The sequence below is a fragment of the Clostridium rhizosphaerae genome, from assembly GCF_016765585.1.
Taxonomy (GTDB): Bacteria; Bacillota; Clostridia; order Clostridiales; family Clostridiaceae; genus Clostridium_AT; species Clostridium_AT rhizosphaerae.
The window spans coordinates 250,536-270,133 of sequence record NZ_JAESWC010000009.1; the positions used below are offsets into that span (position 1 = coordinate 250,536).

Here is a 19,598-nt window from a genome sequence, read left to right on the forward strand (position 1 = left end):
TAGTTAATAAATTCTAGCAAGGGGGGAGAGCTTTGAGTATTAATAAAAAAGGCACCTTAGAGAGAAAGCAAAATATAATTGGCTGGTGTTTTACAGTAGCAAGTATAATTTTAGTAATCACCTTTGTTTTTTATCCTATGATACAGGCATTTATTACCTCGTTAAAATCAGGTGCTGGTAATAATCTCAAATTCGTAGGCCTAAGTAATTATAAAAGACTTTTAACTGATGAAACCTTTAAAAAAGCAGTTTTTAATACTTTGATCTATTTAGTAGTTCAAGTACCTATTATGATTTTACTAGCTTTATTTATATCAGTACTATTAAATGATAAGAATCTTAAAGGAAAGGGATTTTTCAGAACCGCTATTTTTTTACCTTGTATAACTTCCTTGGTTGCTTATTCAGTAATATTTAAAAGCTTATTTGCTAATGATGGACTTATGAATAAGCTATTTATGAATATACATTTGATTTCTTCACCAATAAATTGGATGACTAGTCCTTTCTGGGCCAAGATTACAATTATAATAGCAATAACTTGGCGTTGGACAGGTTATAATATGATATTTTATTTAGCAGGTCTTCAAAATATAGACCCATCAATTTATGAAGCAGCTGAAATAGATGGAGCTTCAGCAACAAAGCAATTTTTTAACATTACTTTACCTTTATTAAAGCCTATTATTTTGTTTACAACAATAACTTCAACTTCAGGAACCCTTCAGCTTTTTGATGAAGTTATGAATATAACTGGAGGCGGACCGGGAAATGCCTCGACTACAATATCTCAGTATATATACAATCTTAGCTTTAAGTACACTCCTAACTTTGGTTATGCAGCAGCAGTTTCCTATACTATTGTAGCTATGATTGTTATATTATCACTAATTCAATTTAAAGTGGCAGGTGATAATAAATGAAAAAGACAACAAATGTATTTAAATATATATTTTTATCTATAGCTTCTCTGATTTCTATTTTCCCATTTTTATGGATGATTATAAGTATGACTAACAAATCTGTAGAGGTTACTAAAGGCTCATTGATTCCAGGTACACATTTATTTGAAAATATGAAAAATCTTTTTACAAATAACCTTCACTTTGCTAATTCCTTAGTTAATTCAGCAAAAATTGCAGTAATAACTACAGTAATAGCTTTGGTTGTATCTTCATTGGCAGGATACGGTTTTGAAATTTACAGAAACAAAGTTAGAGACAGGATATTTAGTATTTTACTTTTGTCTATGATGGTTCCTTTTGCATCACTTATGGTACCTTTGTTCAGGATGTTTAGAAACTTTAAGATATTTGGACTAAATACAACTGCTTCAGTTATAATTCCAGGCATAGCTACAGCATTCCTAATATTCTTCTTTAGACAGAATACTAAGTCCTTTCCAAAGGACTTGCTGGAGGCTGGACGAATTGATGGATTAAGCGAATTGCAGCTCTTTACAAGAATCTATGTTCCAACAATGAAGTCTACCTATGCAGCTGCAGCTATTATTACTTTTATGAGCAGCTGGAACAACTACATGTGGCCTCTTATAACCCTGCAAACTGCAAGTAAAAGAACAGCGCCGCTGATAATTTCTACTATGAGTTCCTCTTACACACCAGATTACGGAATGATAATGGCAGGAATTGTTATTACAACTCTGCCTACAGCTCTGGTATTTTTCTTAATGCAAAAACAATTTGTTGAGGGTATGCTGGGCTCTGTTAAAGGATAACAATTAGAAGTTTATATAATACAATTAAGAGTTAGTAGTTAAGGAGTAAATTCTAATTATTAACTCTTTATTTATAAATTTAGAAAGCTTAAGTCCTAAGTGGACTTAAGCGGGTAGTTTACACGTGGAACGAGCACTCATAAACTACCCAGTGATCCGAGTAAAAGGAGGTTAAAGTCCTAAATGGACTTTAACGAGTAGTTTGCGAGCTGGAGCAAGTAATCTTAAACTACTCCGTGTTTCGACTAAAAGGAGGTTAAAGCCCTAAATGGGCTTTAACGAGCAATTAGCGAGCGGAAGCGAGTGATCTTTAATTGCTCAGTGTTTCGACTAAAAGGAGGAATTAAAATGAACTATAAAAACCCAAGCCTTGAATGGCTTTCAAATCCTTCAGTTTTTAAAGTGAATAGATTAGAACCTCATTCAGACCACAAGTACTATTTAAGTGAAGAAGAAGCAAAAAATGAAGAAATGACCTTAAGACAAAGTCTAAACGGTAATTGGAAGTTTAGCTTTGCTATTAATCCAAGTTCAAGGGTTAGTGATTTTTATAAATTAGAGTTTGACTGCAGCTGTTGGAAGGACATAACTGTTCCAGGGCATATTCAGCTCCAGGGTTATGATAAACCACAGTATATAAATACTATGTATCCTTGGGATGGGCACAGCTTTTTAAGGCCGCCTCATATATCTGAAGAGTATAATCCTGTAGGCAGTTATGTGAAGTATTTTACTTTGGAAGAAGAACTTAAAAATAGTCCGTTGTATATATCTTTTCAAGGAATAGAAAATGCATTCTATGTTTGGCTCAATGGAGAGTTTGTAGGCTATAGTGAAGATAGTTTTACACCCTCTGAGTTTGATTTAACTCCATATATTAAAGAAGGCGAGAACAAGCTGGCTGTTGAGGTTTATAAAAGGTCTACAGGAGCATGGCTTGAAGATCAGGACTTTTGGAGATTCTCAGGCATCTTCAGAGATGTATATTTATATTCTATTCCTAAAACACACGTGCAAGATATATGCGTAAAGACTGACTTAGACAAAGAATATAAGAATGCCTTGCTTGAGCTTGAACTTAAATTAGTTGGAAATTTAGATACTAATATTAGCTTAGTGCTTATTGATAAAAATGGTGTTGCAGCAGCAGAAGTTTCTGAAACCGCTGCAGATTTTATGACACTTCGATTACAAGTAAATAATGTTGAACTTTGGAGTGCTGAAAGACCTTATCTTTATAATCTTTATATTTTTGTTAAAGATGATGCTGGGAATACTATAGAAATAATTCCACAAAAGATTGGTTTTAGAAAATTTGAGATGCTTAATAAGGTTATGCACCTAAATGGCAAGAGAATAATTTTTAAAGGAATAAACAGACATGAGTTTAACTGCAGAAAGGGAAGAGCCATAACCAAGGAAGATATGCTTTGGGATATTAAATTCCTTAAGCAGCACAATATAAACGCAGTTAGAACAAGTCACTATCCAAATCAAAGCTATTGGTATGAGCTTTGCGATGAATATGGCATATACTTAATAGATGAAACAAACTTAGAAACTCATGGATCATGGCAGAAGATGGGCGCTGTTAAGCCGGATTGGGTTATTCCAGACAGCAAGATAGAGTGGCGTGATATTGTTTTGGATAGGGCTGCTTCTATGCTTGAAAGAGACAAAAACCATCCTTCAATTTTAATATGGTCTTGTGGAAATGAGTCCTTTGGAGGAGAAAATATCTTTAGAATGTCTGAATATTTTAGAATGAAGGATCCCTCAAGGTTGGTTCATTATGAAGGAATATTTAATGATAGAAGATTTAACGCTACAAGCGATATGGAAAGCAGAATGTACGCTAAAGTTACTGATATAGAAAAATATCTCAATGAAAATCCGGAAAAGCCTTACATAAGCTGTGAATATATGCATGCTATGGGGAATTCCTGTGGAGCAATGCATAAGTATGTAGAGCTTGAAGATAAGTACGACATGTATCAAGGAGGCTTTATTTGGGACTATATTGATCAGTTTGTAGTTAGGAAGGATAGGTACAGTAAAGAATTCTTGGCTTATGGCGGAGACTTTGATGACCGACCAACAGATTATAACTTCTGCGGCAATGGAATAGTATATGCTGATAGAACAGTTTCGCCTAAGACTCAGGAAGTAAGAAGACTTTACCAAAACATAAAGCTTACTGTAGATCAAAATGGAGTGTTAGTTGATAACCAGAATTTATTTATAGATACCTCTGAATATTATTTGGAATATACCCTTGAGTTTGAAGGAAGGGAGATTTTTAAGGATATTCTTGAAGTTAATATAAAAGCTCTTGAAAAGCAATACGTTAAATTCAATTTGCCCGAAACTCTTAAAGCAGGTGAGTATTCAGTTAATACTTCCTTTAAATTAAAAGAGACTGTTTTATGGGCAGACAGGGGTTATACTGTTGCCTATGGCCAGTTTGTATATAGTGTAGAAGAAAATGCAGTTCCGAGTAAGCCAGAAAAACCTGAGGTTATATATGGAGATATTAACATTGGAGTTAAGACCAAAGATTTCAGTGTCCTATTCTCAAAGCAAGAAGGTGGAATTATATCTTTAAGATATGGAGGTAAAGAGGTTATTACACGTGCTCCAATGCCGATATATTGGAGAGCAATGACGGACAATGACAAAGGAAACGGTCAAGGCTTCAGATGTGGTCAGTGGCTTCAGGCTAGTATGTTCCAGCGCTGTACAAATGTTGAGGTAACAGAAGATGATTGCAGCGTTACTGTAAAATATACTTATACTTTACCTACAATACCTGAAACACAGGTAAGTGCTGCCTATACTTCTTATGGAAACGGAGAAATTAAAGTAAGCTGCGATTACAAGGGAACAGAAGGTTTGCCGGAGCTTCCTATATTTGGTCTTGCAATTAAGCTTTCTGCTGACTTTGATAGTTTTGAATGGTATGGAATGGGACCTGAAGAAAACTACACTGATAGAAAGCATGGTGCATGTTTAGGCATCTTTGAAAAGTCAGTAATTGAAAATGTTTCAAAATATGCAAAGCCGCAGGAAAGCGGAAATCATACAGGAATAAGATGGGCAAAAGTAAAGGCTAAAGAGGGCTTTGAACTTAAGTTCACTGCTTCGGGTGCTCCGTTTGAATTAGGAGTATCACCTTATACTGCCTTTGAGCTTCAAAATGCTCTTCATCATTATGAACTTCCTAAGGTACACTATACAGTAGTGACTATAGCAGGAAAACAGATGGGTGTAGGAGGAGACGACAGTTGGGGTGCTCCGGTGCATAAAGAATACCTGATCGATTCTTCTAAGGATATGCATTTTGAATTTATAATAGGAAGATAAGAAGTTTTCTATTATAGCACAACACGTTAATTTAATTTTTATAACTGCTGACGAGCATACTATGTCAGCAGTTCTTTGACTATATAAGAAAGGGAAGAATACTATATGAGTATTATTTATAATAATGAAAATAAGGTTTTTCATCTTCAGGCAGGAAATACAAGCTATATAATGCAGGTGCTTAAAGAAGGTTATCTGGCACATTTATATTGGGGAAAAAAGATAAAAAATATCAATGCAGAAGATTTATTAGTACTTAGAGAGAGATGCTCCTTTTCAGCAAATCCAAATCCAGAAAATAAAGCATTATCTCTGGACACTCTGCCTCAGGAATATCCATCCTATGGAGATACAGATTTTCGTATTCCGGCATATTCAGTGCAGCTTGAAAATGGTTCAACAATAACAGATTTAAGATATGAGAATCACAGAATTGTAAAAGGCAAGTCTCAGCTTGAAGGGCTGCCTTCTACTTATGTAGAAAGTGATGAAGAGGCAGAAACTTTGGAAATAGTAATGCTTGATGAGCTAGTTGGACTTAGAGCTGTATTATCTTATACTGTTTATGAGAATTATAATGTAATCACAAGAAGTGTTAGATTTATAAATAATGGAGAAAGCAAGTTGAAGCTTCTTCGTGCTTTGAGCATGAGCATAGATTTTAATAATGAAGACTACGACTTTATGCACCTATATGGTTCTTGGGCAAGAGAAAGACATGTTGAGAGAAGATCTCTTTTAAAAGGAAGCCAATCAGTAGAGAGCAGAAGAGGTTCAAGCAGCCACAATCATAATCCTTTTATTGCATTATTAAGCAAGGACACTGCAGAAGAGCAAGGTGATGTATATGGCTTTAGCTTAGTTTACAGTGGTAATTTTCTAGCTCAGGCTGAAGTTGATCAGTATAGTACAACAAGAGTATCTATTGGAATAAATCCCTTTGATTTCACATGGCTTTTAGAGCCTTCAGAGAGCTTTCAAACACCTGAAGTAGTAATGGTGTACTCAAATGAAGGTTTGGGCGGCATGTCAAGAACCTACCATAAGCTTTATCGTACAAGACTATGCAGGGGAGAGTTCAGGGATAAAGTAAGGCCTGTTTTAGTTAATAACTGGGAAGCAACATATTTTAATTTTAATGCTGAGAAAATAGAAAATATAGCTAAGGCAGGAAAAGAACTTGGAATTGAACTTTTTGTATTGGATGATGGATGGTTTGGCAGAAGAGATAGCGATAACAGTTCATTAGGAGATTGGATAGAAGATGCTAGAAAACTTCCAGGGGGTCTTGAGGATTTAGCAAGGCGTGTTAATAGTATTGGACTTAAATTTGGCCTATGGTTTGAGCCTGAGATGGTGTCACCAGACAGTGATTTATATAGAGCTCATCCTGACTGGTGCTTGCATGTGCCAAGTAGAAGACGTTCAGAGGGAAGAAATCAGCTTGTTCTTGATTTAACAAGAGAAGATGTCTGCAATTACATTATTGAAGTTGTATCTAATATTTTAAGAACAGTTCCCATAAGTTATGTAAAGTGGGATATGAATAGAAATATGACTGAAATAGGTTCAGCTTGTCTGAGCGCAGAAAGGCAAAGAGAAACTGCTCATAGATATATATTAGGTCTTTATAAAATACTCGATAAGATAACTAAAGACTTCCCAAATGTATTATTTGAAAGCTGCTCAGGAGGCGGAGGTCGTTTTGATCCGGGAATGCTTTATTATATGCCTCAGACTTGGACCAGCGATGACACTGATGCAGTAGAGAGATTAAAGATACAATATGGTACAAGTATTGTTTATCCTTTAAGTACAATGGGAGCTCATGTATCCGCAGTACCTAACCACCAGGTTCATAGAAATACTTCTCTCAAGATGAGGGGAGATGTAGCTATGTCCGGCAACTTTGGATATGAGCTTGATCTTACTAAGTTTAATGATGAGGAGAAGAAAACAGTCAGATTGCAGATAGATCAGTATAAAGAATTGAGAGAGCTAATTCAGTTTGGAAGCTTATATAGATTAATGAGTCCTTTTGAAGGAAATGAAACTGCCTGGATTATTGTGTCAGAGGACAAAACAGAAGCTTTTGCAGCATACTTTAGAGTCCTTGCGGCACCTAATGGTCCAATTTCAAGGTTAAAATTAAGAGGACTAGATACTGATAAAATGTATACTGTTACTGGCAGCAATAAAACTTATAGCGGAGAGCAATTAATGTACGCGGGAATAGGCATTCCAGAGCTACAGGGTGATTATCAAAGCATTACATGGAAGTTAAAAAGTATAGATTAAAAATAAGTATGTTTATCACCCATAAAATTTGATATAATATAATGAAAAATAGTAGATTCCAATTTAGTTTTGGGCCTACTATTTTTTATATAGTGGTATTAAATACAGGAGAATGCAGGATGAAGGATTTTTTCTTAAGGGTTTATGAAATAGTAGCTCAAATACCGCAAGGAAAAGTAGCTACCTATGGGCAGATCGCTGAAATACTAGGTGAAAAATCAAATGCAAGGGTAGTTGGCTGGGCCATGAGAGCAGTTCCCTCTGATTTAAAACTTCCTTGCCACAGAGTTGTAAACAGGCTTGGAGAAATGTCTCCGGGTTATGTCTTTGGTTCAAGGGAGCTTCAAAGAGAAATTTTACAATCAGAAGGTGTAATATTCAAAAGAGATGGAACAATCAATTTAAAGAAAAGTCTTTGGGCTGGACCTGAGATTAAATAAACAAACCCTCCAAGGTGCAAATGCCTTGGAGGGTTTGTTTATTTTTCAACTGCAAAAATGAGCATGTCTTCCAGGGTTAAATTTAGCTCTTCTATAAATAAAGCTCCATTATCTTTGAGTTTAGCAAGAAGCTCCTCGCTGTAATTATCAGTAACTATATTGTAGCTTCGGCCAAGTTTAGTTACATTTATAAATTCAGGCCAGCATTCAAAGCCGGAAGGGGCGGTATCTTTAAATATTATTTGAAGCTTTTTCATAGAGGTTTTTAGATTGTCGAGAGTATTGTCTTTTAATATTTCGCCATCGTTTAAGAAAACTACCTGATCACATATGCTTTCGAGATCGCTTAGGTTATGAGAGGAGATTACAACTGTTGTTCCTCTTTCAGATACGTCCTCTACTAAAAGCTGTAGAAATTTTCTCTTTACTATCGGGTCAAGACCGGAAGTAGGTTCATCAAGTACTAAGAGTTCAGGTGCTAAGCTCATAGCAAACATGAAAGCTACTCTTGAAGCATTACCCTTTGACAGCTTTGAAAGTTTTTTATTAAGAGGTATTTCAAAGACTGCATTTAATTCATAAAATTTGTCTATATCAAAGTTTTTGTAAGCAAATTTATAATATTTAACTATATCATTTATTTTATATGAGTTAAAAAAATCATTTCTATCTGCCACATAGCCAATAGTTTGTTTCAGTTCAAAATTATCCTTTATATCATAGCCATTGACCTGTATCTTTCCGCCGTCAGGGTCGTAGATATCAACTATAGTTCGAAGAAGAGTAGATTTTCCTGCACCGTTTGGACCTACAAGTCCCATTATAGTTCCTTTTTTAACTTCTAAGTTTATATTCTTTATAGCCTCCTTGCCAGAAAAGCTCTTTGAAACATTAATTACCTGAAGCATTACTGAATCCTCCTTCCATTCATTATTTTACTGAACAACTTATATATAAAAACAAACATAGGTATCCATAAAATATCGAGAACTAAATATAAATTATGCTCAATGCTTTCCTTGCCCTGAATACCGTAATTGTTCATAAGATAGGTTGAGTAATTCATTCCTAGTACAGCAGAGTATAAATAATAAAGTAGTCCAGATATAATTAAGCTTCCGATAATAGTAAAGGTTAAAGAGAAAATGACTTTGAAAATAACTTCACTAAATCTAAACATGAATATATCAGAGATGTTTTCAGCTTTAATCTTTGAGTTAAGCTTTATGGCTGCATATACAAGTATAGCGGATATTAACAGAAGTATAATGGAAGTTAAAAAGTAGCATTTATCCATATAGTTAATTGTTGAAAAACTAAGAGTACTGAATCTTTTTTCGCCAATAGAGAACTTTCCAGGTGAAAACAGAAAGGTGTTAATATATTCTATGGCAGTTCTTAATCCATTAATTTTTTTACTTACAAAGTTTTTCATAAGACTAAGACTAAGAAAGATCATACAAGTATATATAACAGGAAATATGACACCTGCTATCATTTTTCCAAATATCATTTGAAACAGTTGAAGCAGCGTTGAGAGTAAAGTTAAAATTGCTATTATGCAAAAAAGCTTTAAAAACAGTTCAATTGATAGTTTTCCGAAATTGGAGCCTAGATAGCTCTTATTAAAGGCTAATATTAAGAAAGAAATTATTCCATAGATAACAGCTGGAACAATAATACTTATTATAAAGCTTATAGTTTTTGTGACTATAATGGAAGCTCTGGAGTAAGGCTGAGTAAGCATAAAGTAGTATTTTTTATCCTTCTCCATATAGGAATAAACTACGGTAGTTATGCAAAAGGCAAAGAAGAAGAAGTACATAAAGTTTAGTGTGTAGGCTGGAGTTGTATAATCAGTAATATTTGAAAGTTTAGATATTCTCTTTAGAGCGAAAAAGTTTCCTGAAAACTGAAGCAATGCTATAGCATAACATATTCCATAAGCAGACATAGAGGCAAGTATATTCTTCTTTTCAGTATAAAACAGAGCTTTATTAAAATACTTATTCATTATTATCTCCCCCTTCACTATCTCCTAATAGCTCCCCATAAAGCTCATCCATAATCTTTTTAATATCTCCCTTTTTAATTCCCATATAATGTGCATCCATTAAAAGCTTTTTCAAGTCTTCTTTCAACTTAGCCATTTTATCCTCCTCCAATTTGGGCTTATAATCTATAGCTACGAAAGTGCCTTTACCTCTTAAGGTTTCTATTATCTTCATTCGTTCTAATTCACTGTAAGCTTTGCTGACTGTATTTGGATTTGTTGTAAGCATGGAAGCAAGCTCTCTTACGGATGGAAGCTTATCTCCAGGCATGAGTATTCCTTTTATAATGCTTTCTTTTACAGCGTTTATAATCTGTTCGTATATTGGAGTGCTGCTTCGAGCATCGATATTGAACAAGCCATCAGCTCCTTTCAAATAAAATAATAATAATGTATTAAGTGCACTAGTTTATATAGTACACTTATAATATATTACATATACTGGCAGAGTGTCAAGCATTTTTTATATTATAACCTGCTTATAAATCTATAAAATAAATACTTAGTATACTATTTATTGGGTTTTGTAATAATAATCATGATAAATTATAAAAAGGAGAGCAAAATTAGTGATATGTTTATACCTAAGAGAATTATATTTGAGAAGGATTCGTTAAAGTATGAAATGGCACAAGAGATTCTTAATAAATTTAAGGATAATGCAAATATAGAAATTATAAATTTGAATTCTAATAAATATAAGGAACATATTCCAGGAAATGACTTATTTTCACAATATAGAGAAGGAAAGAGGACTTTAGTTGTAGGAACTAAGAAAAGCCTAAAATTTCAAGCATGTAAGCCTTCAGCTCATTACCAGCTCCCGTTGGTATCGGGTTGTATGGGACAGTGTGAATACTGCTATTTGAATACACAACTTGGTGATAAGCCATTTGTACGAGTTCACGTTAATATAGATGATATTCTTGATAAGACCGAAAAGTATATTAATGAGAGGCTTCCTGATATTACTATGTTTGAAGGCTCAGCAACTTCTGATCCGTTACCGTTAGAACCCTATACACATTCATTGCAAAAAACTATAGAGTTTTTTGGCAATAGCGAAAAGGGGAGATTTAGATTTGTAACAAAATATAATGATGTAGATTCACTTTTAAATGTAGAACACAATGGACATACAGAAATAAGATTCAGTATTAATACCTCATTTATCATAAATCAGTATGAACATATAACAGCTTCTAGAGATAAAAGAATTGAAGCAAGTATGAAGGTTGCAGAAACAGGATATTTAACGGGTTTTTTAATTGCGCCTGTATTTATATACCCTAATTGGAAGGAAGAATATCATGATTTGCTTCTTGAACTAAAAAGGAAACTTCCAAATGATTTGATGTTTCCAATAACTTTTGAAGTAATATCACACCGATATACTACAGTAGCAAAAAATAGAATTCTTGAGATCTTTCCTGAAACTAAGCTTCCTATGTCAGATGAAGAGCGTAAGTTTAAGTTTGGTCAATTTGGCTACGGAAAATATGTATATCCTAAAGAAAGCATGGAAGACATAAAAGAGTTTTTTAGAAAAGATATAGAGCAGCTATTTAACAATAAGGAAATTAAATACATTATATAAAATGCAATAGACGAAGAAATACTAAATTCACAAGTTGCTGATGCAAAAGACGCTGCCAACTCATGTCCTGTAAACGCAATTACAGTAGAATAGATAAAGGATGCCAAGTTGTTATGCTTGGCATTCTTTTTCGCAAATTTGATTCAAGTCATATTTTTTATACTAAAAAAATTTTATAATTAATTATAAGGTACTTAATATTAATAATCTTAGACTAAAATGGTGGTGATTTTATGAATAATAATATAGTTATAATAGGCGGAGGAATTGCAGCTGTAAATGCGGCGAAGGCAATTCGAGAAATAGATAGTGAAACGAAAATATATATATTTCAAAACGAAAAAATATATCCCTATTATAGAATAAGATTAACTAAAAGCTTGTTTGATAATATTGATACAGACAAAATGTTGCTTCAGAAGAGAGAATGGTATGAACAGAATAATGTAAAGTTACACTTGGATAAGGAAGTTGTTGAGGTTGATGTACTAAACCATAGTGTTACTTTAAATGATGGAGCCATTTTAAAATATGACAAGCTATTGCTGGCTAGCGGATCAAATAATTTTATACCTCCTATCAATGGAATAGACAAAAAGAATGTGTATACCATAAGAAAGTTTGATAATATACAAACTATAAGAGCTAATATTGCTGATAAAAAGACTATATTGACCATAGGCGGCGGAGTACAGGGACTTGAAACTGCATGGGCATTGCGTATACAGGATAAAGAGGTTGTTATAGCTGAAGCTTTAGAAAGATTGATGCCCCGTCAGCTAGATAAAAGAGCATCTGAAATTCTGCTAAAAGCAATTGAAAGCTTTAACGTAAAAGTTCTTTTAAATACTCAAATAAAAGAAATTACAGGAGAAGATAAAGCAGAGGGTATTATAACAAAGGATGGAAGAACATTTAACTGCGATATGATAATTTATTCTGTGGGTATTAGGGCAAATAAAAAACTTTTAGAAAATACACCTGTAAAAACAAATCTTGGAGTTATTGTTAGTGATAAAATGGAAACTAGCGTAGAAAATGTTTATGCAGCAGGTGATGTTGCTGAGTATAATGGCAAGATAGGCGGACTTTGGAATATTGCTGCAGAACAGGGTAAAATAGCAGGTTACAATATTGCAGGCAAAGATGCAGCATATACTGGATTAATACCGGTTACTACAATGAATGCCTTTAATTTATCATTATTTTCTGCGGGAGATATAGATGAAAACAGCTGCGATAAAACATTGGCTGACGAAAGCATAGATAAAATATCCTATAAAAGAATATTTATAAAAGATAATAAAATAATAGGAGCGATTTTAATTGGGGACTCTAAATATTCTACTTTACTAAAGAATGCCATTGAAAAAGAAACTGTACTCTCTGATACTGATTTATCCAATACTTCAGTTGACGATTTGCTTGTTAAACTAAAATCTAAATAATTTAGATACCAGTATACATTGATTAAGTATAAAATATAAAGTATAGGGGGGATACTTGTGGAGAAAAGTGAAATTAGAAAGAAAATACTTGAGCAGAGGGAATCAATAGATTCAGATATAAGAAGCAAATGGGATGAAAGCATATTTAAAAGACTTATAACAAGTGAACTATACAAGAGAGCAAATACAATATTTACTTTTGTAAGTTTTAAAAGTGAAGTAGATACTCATATGATTATTAATGATGCTATTAGTAATCACAAGACAATATGTGTACCAAAAATTAATTCAAAGCAGGAAGGAATTAAACTATATAAAATAGATAGCTTTAATCAATTGAAAAAAGGCTATTTCGGAATATTGGAGCCAATTGAAAGCTGTCAGCAAGTTGATAAAAATAGTTTAGATTTAATACTAATGCCTGGAGTTGCTTTTGACAGGTATGGGGGCAGGGTAGGCTACGGAGCTGCATTTTATGATAGATTTATATCTAATATGAACAAGCATGTTGACAAAATAGCCTTGGCATATCACTTTCAAGTGCTAGATAGTGTTCCTATGAACGAACATGACATAAGAATCGACGGTATAATCACAGAAAAAGAAAATATAAGTACTGCTTTTAAATAAATAGAAAAAGCTTATGGCAAAACTATTAATAGAGACAAATATACCCGCAAGAACTATCACCAAACTTGATATTCTTACGGGTATATGAGCCTTTGCCTTTTTTGTTTTTATGAATTCCAACTCCACGTCCAATTTCACTGGTTTCAAACTTTCGCTGATTTAATGCTAATTCATTCATGTCAATTTTAAAGCCTAGATTTTTACTTAAAGCCTTTTTTGATTTCTTCATTTATATCATCCTTTCCTAGATATCTTTATTAACAGAACTTACGCAGAATTTTAAATACGAGTAGTATCAATGCTTCCTATAATCTTTACCCCGTCAGGCTTTTTTGGGTTTCACATGACGCTTTAACTCGCCTACTTCCAATATTTCAATCAACAATAATAACATCATCATTTACATCATTAATTTATCATATGAAGATGCTAAATGTAAAGAGTTAAATACTGTCTCAATCCATGTAACAACAACCATCTTGGAAAGATTAAGTGCTTAAGTACCCTATTTTAGCAGGGTTTTATTTGTATGCGTAAGTTCTGTAATAAAAATCAGGACAATAATAATCCTCCAATTGAATAATAACTTCTTAATTTTTTAATGAAAAATTGTTGAAATTATAGATTTAACAATTTTATAAAAATATACTACGAATATTCATAAAATTATTGAAAGTTTATTTTATATACCTTATAATGGAATTAAATTCAATTAATGTAATAATGATAGATAGATTAAATTTACCTTATAGGGGTTTAAGTCCCATTATTAACTTATTTATGAATTATAAAGGCTTGAAAATCTCTATATTATAACATGAATAAGTTAAGTTTTTAGACTAAATCTTGTATAAAAATGAATAAAAGAATCACTATTATGTTTGTTGAAAACGTTATAATACGCAAAAGCTTCTTCTGAATATTTTGCGTAGAAATAATTTTAAGGGGGAAGGATATAGTAATGAAAAGGAAATTTTTGAGAACTCTAGCTTTATCATTGGCGGCCTCAATTATTTCAACTTACTGCGTAGGCACTACAATTAAAGCCGACAGCAATCTTGTACCGCTTACAGATACAAGCGGTAATCCTATTTTACTAAGGGGTAATCCGATTTCTATTCCTAAGGATCCGCCTCATGAAAAAAGGCAGTTTAGGAGTGCGTGGGTAGCCACGGTAGATAACATTGACATTCCGCAGTGTTCAACCGAAGAACAATTCAAAGCTGCATGGCTTAAGATTCTGCAGCAATTTCAAGACTTAAATATGAATGCGGTTACCTTTCAAGTAAGACCTATGAATGATGCTTTCTACAAATCAAATTTAAATCCTTGGTCAGCTTATTTTTCTGGTATTCAAGGAAAGGACCCAGGCTGGGATCCACTTTCATGGATGATTGAAGAAACTCACAAGAGAAACATGGAATTTCATGCCTGGTTTAATCCTTATAGGGTAGCTCAAGGTTGGGATGTATTACAAACAAGTACTGTAGCTGATGCAATAGCAGCAGCAAAACTGTCTGACGATAATTTTGCGAAAAAGCACCCTGAATATTTATTAAAGTTTGACAGTAGATTAATTTTAAATCCTGGTATACCAGAGGTTCAGAAATTTGTACAGGACAGTATTATGGAAGTTGTAAATAAATATGATATAGATGCTGTACATTTTGATGATTACTTCTATCCATATAAGGTTGGCAGAACAGACCCTATAACAGGTCAAACTATTTCATCTGCTTTTGGAGATAATTCTTACACTTATGGAGACAACACTAATGATTTTGAAACTTTTAAGAAATATCCAAGAGGGTTTACTGATATAGACAATTGGAGAAGAAATAATATAGACAACTTAATACAAAATATTTCTAAGGCAATAAAGAGCTCAAAGCCATATGTCAAATTTGGTATAAGTCCTTTTGGAATTTGGGCGCATTTAGGTAATCATCCTGAGGGAAGTGCAGAGGGTGCAGGTTCAGGTACAGCTCTAACATCCTCATCAAGTTATGATGACATATATGCTGATACGAGAAAATGGGCAAAAAATGGATGGATTGACTATATTACTCCACAGATTTATTGGTATTTTGCTCAGATTCCAGCAGCGCCTTATGGAGAATTAGCAGCATGGTGGGCTGATGTAGTTAAGGGCACAAATTGCCAGCTTTATATTGGACATGCTAATTATAAAATTGGTTCAGGTGGAGCATGGCAGAATGATCAAGAAATACCAAATCAATTAAAATTTAATTCAATGTATCCGGAAATTAAAGGAGATACATTCTTCAGTCTGGCAGATTTAAATAAGAACAATCTAAAGGTTACAGACATAATTAAAAATCAATATTTTAATACAAGGGCACTAGTTCCAAGTATGCCTTGGCTTGGAACAAATGCACCTAACAGCCCGGACAATGTATCTGTATCAGGTAATACAATCAGCTGGAACGATACAGAAAATAATGACTCAGCTTATTATGTAGTATATAGATTCAATGGTAATGAATTAGGAGATTTCGAGGATCCGCAAAATATAATAGGTGAAGTAAGAAGAACACAAAGTCAGACAAGCATAACTTACACAGATACAACTGCAAGTTCTGGACAAAGCTATACCTATGCTGTAACTGCATTAAACAGACTTAATAATGAGAGTAAAGCAAGTACCACTGAAGATGCAAAAACAGCAGCTGTTCAAGCAGCTATAAGTGCTATTAGTGCTTTACCTGACAATGTTACTTTAACTGATGAACCTGCCGTTTCAGCAGCAAGAGCGTTAGTTATAAAGGCAAATGATGATGCTAGTATCACAAATTTAAATAAATTGACAGCCTGCGAGAATGCTATTAAAACATTAAAGGTTAAGGCAGCAGTAGATGCCATTGCTTCACTTCCTGATTCCAGCAGTGTAACACTATCCTCTGAAACCACTATTTCTAGTGCAAGAGCATTGGTAACAGTAGTAAAGGATGATAGTAAAATCACAAACTTACAGAAACTGCTGGATTGTGAGGCTGTTCTTAAAGCAATAAAAGCTCAAAGCGCTATAGCTGCAATAAATAATTTGCCGGCAGTAGATACAATGGCTTTAACAGACAAACAAGCTGTTCTGGCTGCTAGAAAGCTTGTCACTGCAGCAAATAGCGATAAGGACATAACTAACCTAGTAAAATTGATAAGCTGTGAACAAAGATTAATTCAATTAAATAAAGAAAAAACTGCAAATGACGCAATTTCAGCATTGCCGGAAGCTAATAGTCTTAAGTTGAGTGATCAGCCCAATATAGTGACCGCAAGAAGTTTGGTTACAAAGGTAAATGATAATGCAAAAATAACTAACTTGCAAAAGCTTGTAGATTGCGAGTCAAAGATAACAGCAATCAGAAAAGCAATAGCAGCAATAAAGACGCTGCCGGCAGCAAGCAGTATAACATTAGCTGATGAACCAGCAGTAACAGCAGCAAGGGCGCTGGTAACAGCTGCTAATGATACCGGAAATAATATTACAAACTTAAGTATATTAACAGACTGTGAAGATAAAATTACTCAGCTTAAGAAAGAAAAGGCTGCAATAGATGCTATAGCTGCTTTGCCAGAAGCTGAAAGTATTACCTTAGCAGATGAGGGCACAGTTGTGGCAGCAAGAGCATTGGTAACAGCAGCAAACAATAATGCTAACATAACTAATCTTAATAAATTAGTAGACTGTGAGAATAAGATCGCTCAGTTAAAAGGACAAGGTGGAGTAAGCCAGGCAGATAAGGAAAAAGCGGCTATTGATGCAATAGAAGCACTTCCAGTACCAACTAGTATTACTTTGTCCGATGAGAAAGCAGTAATACAAGCAAGAGAGCTTGTAACTAAGGCAAATGCAGATAATAAGATAACAAACTATAATAAGCTAATTGAGTGCGAAGCAAAGATAGCTGCTTTAAAATTAGCTAAAGCTCCGCAAGTGATAGAAAGCTTTGAAAGTGGACTTGGAGGTTGGCATTTTACTGTTGGCTCAGGAACAGTGTCAGGTACCCAAGCTATAGATACAGCTCAGAAGATGTTTGGTAATAACTCATTAAAAATTAATTTTGACTTTAGTAAAGCAACATTAAAAACTTCAGCTGCGGTCTATGAAGGTCCTGGTAGTAACACTCCTGTTATAAATGACAATCTAACTAAGATTGGAATGTGGGTGTATGCAACTCCAGAGGCTCAGGGATATGCGCTTAGAATGATGCTCTATTATAATTTTGGAATTGCTGGTCAGACAGCAGATTATTTAACTTTTACTGATGCTATTAACTGGACTGGATGGAAGTATGTTGAAGCAAGTCCTTCAGTTCTCAATAAGCCTCCATATAAACTTCATCCTAATGGAGCAATAAGAATAATGGCTTCTGATGTAACGAATCTTGCTAAAACAGGCTCTATTTATATTGATGACATTAGAGCGGTATATGGAAATCCAGGTGCTGCAGCAAGCATTAAGGGTTCTATGCTTAAAGATAATGTTAAGGTAGCACTTTCAGCAAATGATAATACTGCAAAAATCTATTATACAACAGATGGAAACAATCCGACTACTGCAAGTACAGAGTATTCTTCACCTATAACTCTGACTGAAACTACAACCATAAAATTTATAGCTGTTGATGGTGCAGGAAACAAGTCTGAAATTTTATCAGAAACTTACACTGTAGATGAACAATATAGAAAAGAAAAAGCGGCAATAGATGCAATAACAGCTCTTCCGGCACCAGAGAACATAGTACTAACAGATGAAGCAGTTGTTGCAGCAGCAAGAGCATTGGTAACAGCAGCAAATAAAGATGCCAATATAACTAATCTAAGCAAACTTACTGCCTGCGAAACAAAAATAGTTGAGTTGAAGGCGGCGGCAGAGTCAGCAATACAGGCACAGCTTGCAAAGGAAAAAACAGCAATAGATGCAATAACAGCTCTTCCGACACCAGAGAACATAGTACTAACAGATGAAGCAGCTGTTGCAGCAGCAAGAGCATTGGTAACAGCAGCAAATAAAGATGCCAATATAACTAATCTAAGCAAACTTACTGCCTGCGAAACAAAAATAGTTGAGTTGAAGGCGGCGGCAGAGTCAGCAATACAGGCACAGCTTGCAAAGGAAAAAGCAGCAATAGATGCAATAACAGCTCTTTCAGAACCGGAGAGCATTACTTTAACAGATGAAGCAGCTGTTAAAGCAGCAAGAGTATTGGTAACAGCAGCAAATAATGATGCCAATATAACTAACTTAAGCAAATTGACCGCTTGTGAAGCAAAGATAACAGAGCTTAAGCATGATGCAAATATAAAAGAAACTATAGATAAAATAACAAAGGCTCCGGATAAATCTAATACAGAAATAAGCATTGCTGAAAACAGTAAAGTTAAAAAATCAATATTAGATGCAATTCAGGGAAAAGACAAGTCGGTGACATTTACAAATGATACTATATCCTGGACATTTGATGGAAAGGATATGAAAGGGAGTACAAAGGATTTAGATCTTTCTGTAAATATTGCTGATATTAATCAATCAACAACACCTAATAAAGAAGCTATTAAGGAAAAAATAAATGGAGCTGATGCGTTAATTCTTTCCTTTGCAGAGAATGGTGTTTTACCTGGAAAAGCTACAGTAAAAGTAAAGCTATCAGACGCATGGCTGTCAGGAAAAGACTTGAAGAATATTTATGTTTATTACTACAATCCACAAACAAAAGCTATTGAAGCAATCGCAGAAAAGCTGACAGTGGATGCAAATGGATATATAACTTTCTCCATTGATCACAACAGTGATTACTTTGTAGTAGATAAAAATCTTCAGCCTAAACAAAACCTTCCTAAAACAGGTAACTTTGTAGATTTTAATGTATTGGTAGCGGCAGGTCTAATTTCCATAATAGTTGGATTAAGCTTACTATTAAAAAGAAAAATTAGAAGAAGCTAAAACTTAATATTATCAAAATAATACTTCAGTAAAAGGATTCCGCCTAAAGGCTAAAGAGCTTAAAGG

The 19,598-nt window shown here is 34.0% G+C and carries 14 protein-coding genes; 10 read left to right on the forward strand and 4 right to left on the reverse strand.

All coding sequences use genetic code 11. The annotated features are described in order from the left end of the window. Nucleotides 1-32 precede the first annotated feature (32 nt). The 5 genes from JK636_RS15205 to JK636_RS15225 all read left to right on the forward strand — a co-directional run bounded on the left by JK636_RS15205 (nt 33) and on the right by JK636_RS15225 (nt 7,839). Entirely contained in the window at nt 33-923 is an 891-nt protein-coding gene (locus JK636_RS15205; RefSeq protein WP_420839273.1) for a carbohydrate ABC transporter permease, read from the forward strand. Then, on the forward strand, nt 920-1,738 hold the full coding sequence (locus JK636_RS15210) for a carbohydrate ABC transporter permease (RefSeq protein ID WP_202749864.1): 819 nt from the start codon (nt 920-922) through the stop codon (nt 1,736-1,738). Before JK636_RS15205 ends, JK636_RS15210 begins: the two co-directional genes overlap by 4 nt. A gap of 348 nt (nt 1,739-2,086) precedes the next feature. Then, complete coding sequence (lacZ, locus tag JK636_RS15215) at nt 2,087-5,101, forward strand: beta-galactosidase, LacZ type (RefSeq protein ID WP_202749865.1); 3,015 nt, start codon at nt 2,087-2,089, stop codon at nt 5,099-5,101. A 105-nt stretch (nt 5,102-5,206) separates the two neighbouring features. Beyond that, nucleotides 5,207-7,399, forward strand: coding sequence for an alpha-galactosidase (locus JK636_RS15220; RefSeq protein WP_202749866.1), 2,193 nt, complete (start codon nt 5,207-5,209; stop codon nt 7,397-7,399). 119 nt (nt 7,400-7,518) lie between these two features. Beyond that, on the forward strand, nt 7,519-7,839 hold the full coding sequence (locus JK636_RS15225; RefSeq protein WP_202749867.1) for an MGMT family protein: 321 nt from the start codon (nt 7,519-7,521) through the stop codon (nt 7,837-7,839). A gap of 38 nt (nt 7,840-7,877) precedes the next feature. Here JK636_RS15225 and JK636_RS15230 read toward each other — a convergent pair whose 3' ends face one another. The 3 genes from JK636_RS15230 to JK636_RS15240 are packed head-to-tail and all read right to left on the reverse strand — an operon-like array spanning nt 7,878 to nt 10,250. Further along, nucleotides 7,878-8,747: an ABC transporter ATP-binding protein gene (locus JK636_RS15230; protein WP_202749868.1), complete on the reverse strand. Its 870-nt coding sequence runs from the start codon at nt 8,745-8,747 to the stop codon at nt 7,878-7,880. Beyond that, nucleotides 8,747-9,853 (reverse strand): hypothetical protein, encoded by a 1,107-nt coding sequence (locus JK636_RS15235; protein ID WP_202749869.1) that lies wholly within the window; start codon nt 9,851-9,853, stop codon nt 8,747-8,749. Before JK636_RS15235 ends, JK636_RS15230 begins: the two co-directional genes overlap by 1 nt. Next, the gene (locus JK636_RS15240) at nt 9,846-10,250 is read right to left on the reverse strand and encodes a GntR family transcriptional regulator (RefSeq protein ID WP_034570137.1); all 405 of its coding nucleotides are present in this window, start codon (nt 10,248-10,250) and stop codon (nt 9,846-9,848) included. Before JK636_RS15240 ends, JK636_RS15235 begins: the two co-directional genes overlap by 8 nt. Nucleotides 10,251-10,466: 216 nt before the next feature. On the opposite strand from JK636_RS15240, the gene splB reads away from it, so the two are divergent. The 4 genes from splB (at nt 10,467) to JK636_RS15260 (ending at nt 13,567) form a co-directional block, all read left to right on the forward strand. Beyond that, a complete protein-coding gene (gene splB / locus JK636_RS15245) occupies nt 10,467-11,489 on the forward strand; it encodes a spore photoproduct lyase (RefSeq protein WP_202749870.1) in 1,023 nt (340 codons plus the stop codon). 18 nt (nt 11,490-11,507) lie between these two features. Continuing rightward, nucleotides 11,508-11,582, forward strand: coding sequence for a ferredoxin (locus JK636_RS24155; RefSeq protein WP_420839274.1), 75 nt, complete (start codon nt 11,508-11,510; stop codon nt 11,580-11,582). A gap of 140 nt (nt 11,583-11,722) precedes the next feature. Next, complete coding sequence (locus JK636_RS15255; RefSeq protein ID WP_202749871.1) at nt 11,723-12,937, forward strand: NAD(P)/FAD-dependent oxidoreductase; 1,215 nt, start codon at nt 11,723-11,725, stop codon at nt 12,935-12,937. Between the two features lie 57 nt (nt 12,938-12,994). Then, a complete protein-coding gene (locus tag JK636_RS15260; RefSeq protein WP_202749872.1) occupies nt 12,995-13,567 on the forward strand; it encodes a 5-formyltetrahydrofolate cyclo-ligase in 573 nt (190 codons plus the stop codon). A 25-nt stretch (nt 13,568-13,592) separates the two neighbouring features. Here the strand turns inward: JK636_RS15260 and JK636_RS15265 are convergent, their stop codons facing one another. Further along, nucleotides 13,593-13,796 (reverse strand): hypothetical protein, encoded by a 204-nt coding sequence (locus JK636_RS15265; protein WP_202749873.1) that lies wholly within the window; start codon nt 13,794-13,796, stop codon nt 13,593-13,595. 732 nt (nt 13,797-14,528) lie between these two features. Here JK636_RS15265 and JK636_RS15270 point away from each other — a divergent pair. Beyond that, complete coding sequence (locus JK636_RS15270) at nt 14,529-19,532, forward strand: family 10 glycosylhydrolase (RefSeq protein ID WP_202749874.1); 5,004 nt, start codon at nt 14,529-14,531, stop codon at nt 19,530-19,532. The last annotated feature ends 66 nt before the right edge of the window (nt 19,533-19,598 follow it).

Bases quoted from the DNA above. Each gene is read 5' to 3' on its own strand.
- JK636_RS15210 (WP_202749864.1), top strand. From the start codon at position 920: ATGAAAAAGACAACAAATGTATTTAAATATATATTTTTATCTATAGCT.
- lacZ (WP_202749865.1), top strand. From the start codon at position 2,087: ATGAACTATAAAAACCCAAGCCTTGAATGGCTTTCAAATCCTTCAGTT.
- JK636_RS15220 (WP_202749866.1), top strand. From the start codon at position 5,207: ATGAGTATTATTTATAATAATGAAAATAAGGTTTTTCATCTTCAGGCA.
- JK636_RS15225 (WP_202749867.1), top strand. From the start codon at position 7,519: ATGAAGGATTTTTTCTTAAGGGTTTATGAAATAGTAGCTCAAATACCG.
- JK636_RS15230 (WP_202749868.1), bottom strand. From the start codon at position 8,747: ATGCTTCAGGTAATTAATGTTTCAAAGAGCTTTTCTGGCAAGGAGGCT.
- JK636_RS15235 (WP_202749869.1), bottom strand. From the start codon at position 9,853: ATGAATAAGTATTTTAATAAAGCTCTGTTTTATACTGAAAAGAAGAAT.
- splB (WP_202749870.1), top strand. From the start codon at position 10,467: ATGTTTATACCTAAGAGAATTATATTTGAGAAGGATTCGTTAAAGTAT.
- JK636_RS15255 (WP_202749871.1), top strand. From the start codon at position 11,723: ATGAATAATAATATAGTTATAATAGGCGGAGGAATTGCAGCTGTAAAT.
- JK636_RS15265 (WP_202749873.1), bottom strand. From the start codon at position 13,796: ATGAAGAAATCAAAAAAGGCTTTAAGTAAAAATCTAGGCTTTAAAATT.
- JK636_RS15270 (WP_202749874.1), top strand. From the start codon at position 14,529: ATGAAAAGGAAATTTTTGAGAACTCTAGCTTTATCATTGGCGGCCTCA.